This is a genomic window from Rhizobium sp. 18055, from assembly GCF_902706285.1.
In the GTDB taxonomy this organism is placed as follows: Bacteria; Pseudomonadota; Alphaproteobacteria; order Rhizobiales; family Rhizobiaceae; genus Rhizobium.
This window is the reverse complement of record NZ_CACSKD010000225.1, coordinates 1-463: the sequence shown is the minus strand read 5'-3', so window position 1 is coordinate 463 and position 463 is coordinate 1. Positions and strand designations below refer to the sequence as shown.

Annotated in this window: 1 protein-coding gene; it reads right to left on the bottom strand. The window is 72.6% G+C overall.

The window, feature by feature from the left end; translation table 11 throughout:
* Nucleotides 1-463: AEC family transporter (locus tag GVL52_RS31995; RefSeq protein ID WP_368735339.1), on the bottom strand; the 463-nt coding region annotated here is incomplete at both ends.

The following is a 463-nucleotide window of genomic DNA, read 5'->3' as shown; positions in this document are numbered from 1 at the left end:
ACGTAGCAGGTGGAGGCGGTGGGCAGCGCGGAGAACGCCATCAGCACCGTGGTCTGCACGGCATCCAGGCGGAACCAGCGCGCCAGCACGCAGGCCACCAGCGGCTGCACGAGGTGCCGGATGGACAGCACCGACACCGACAGCAGCGCACTGCGCGTGAGCAGCCCGAGCTGCATGCCCGCGCCCGCCGACATCAGTCCCAGCGCGATCGACGCCGCGCCGACCCGGGTCACCGACGGCTCCATCCACCCGGGAATGCGGAACCCCAGCAGGTTGGCCGCGAGGCCCGTGGCCGTCGCCACGATCAGCGGATTGCGCGCCAGCTCCTTCAGGAACCCGTGCTGCCCCGCGCGCGCCATCGGCCACACCGCGGCGATGTTGAAGAGCGGCACGCACACGCCGATCAGCACCGCGATCATCTGCAGCCCCTGCGCCCCCGCCAGCCGCTCGGCCAGCGCCAGGC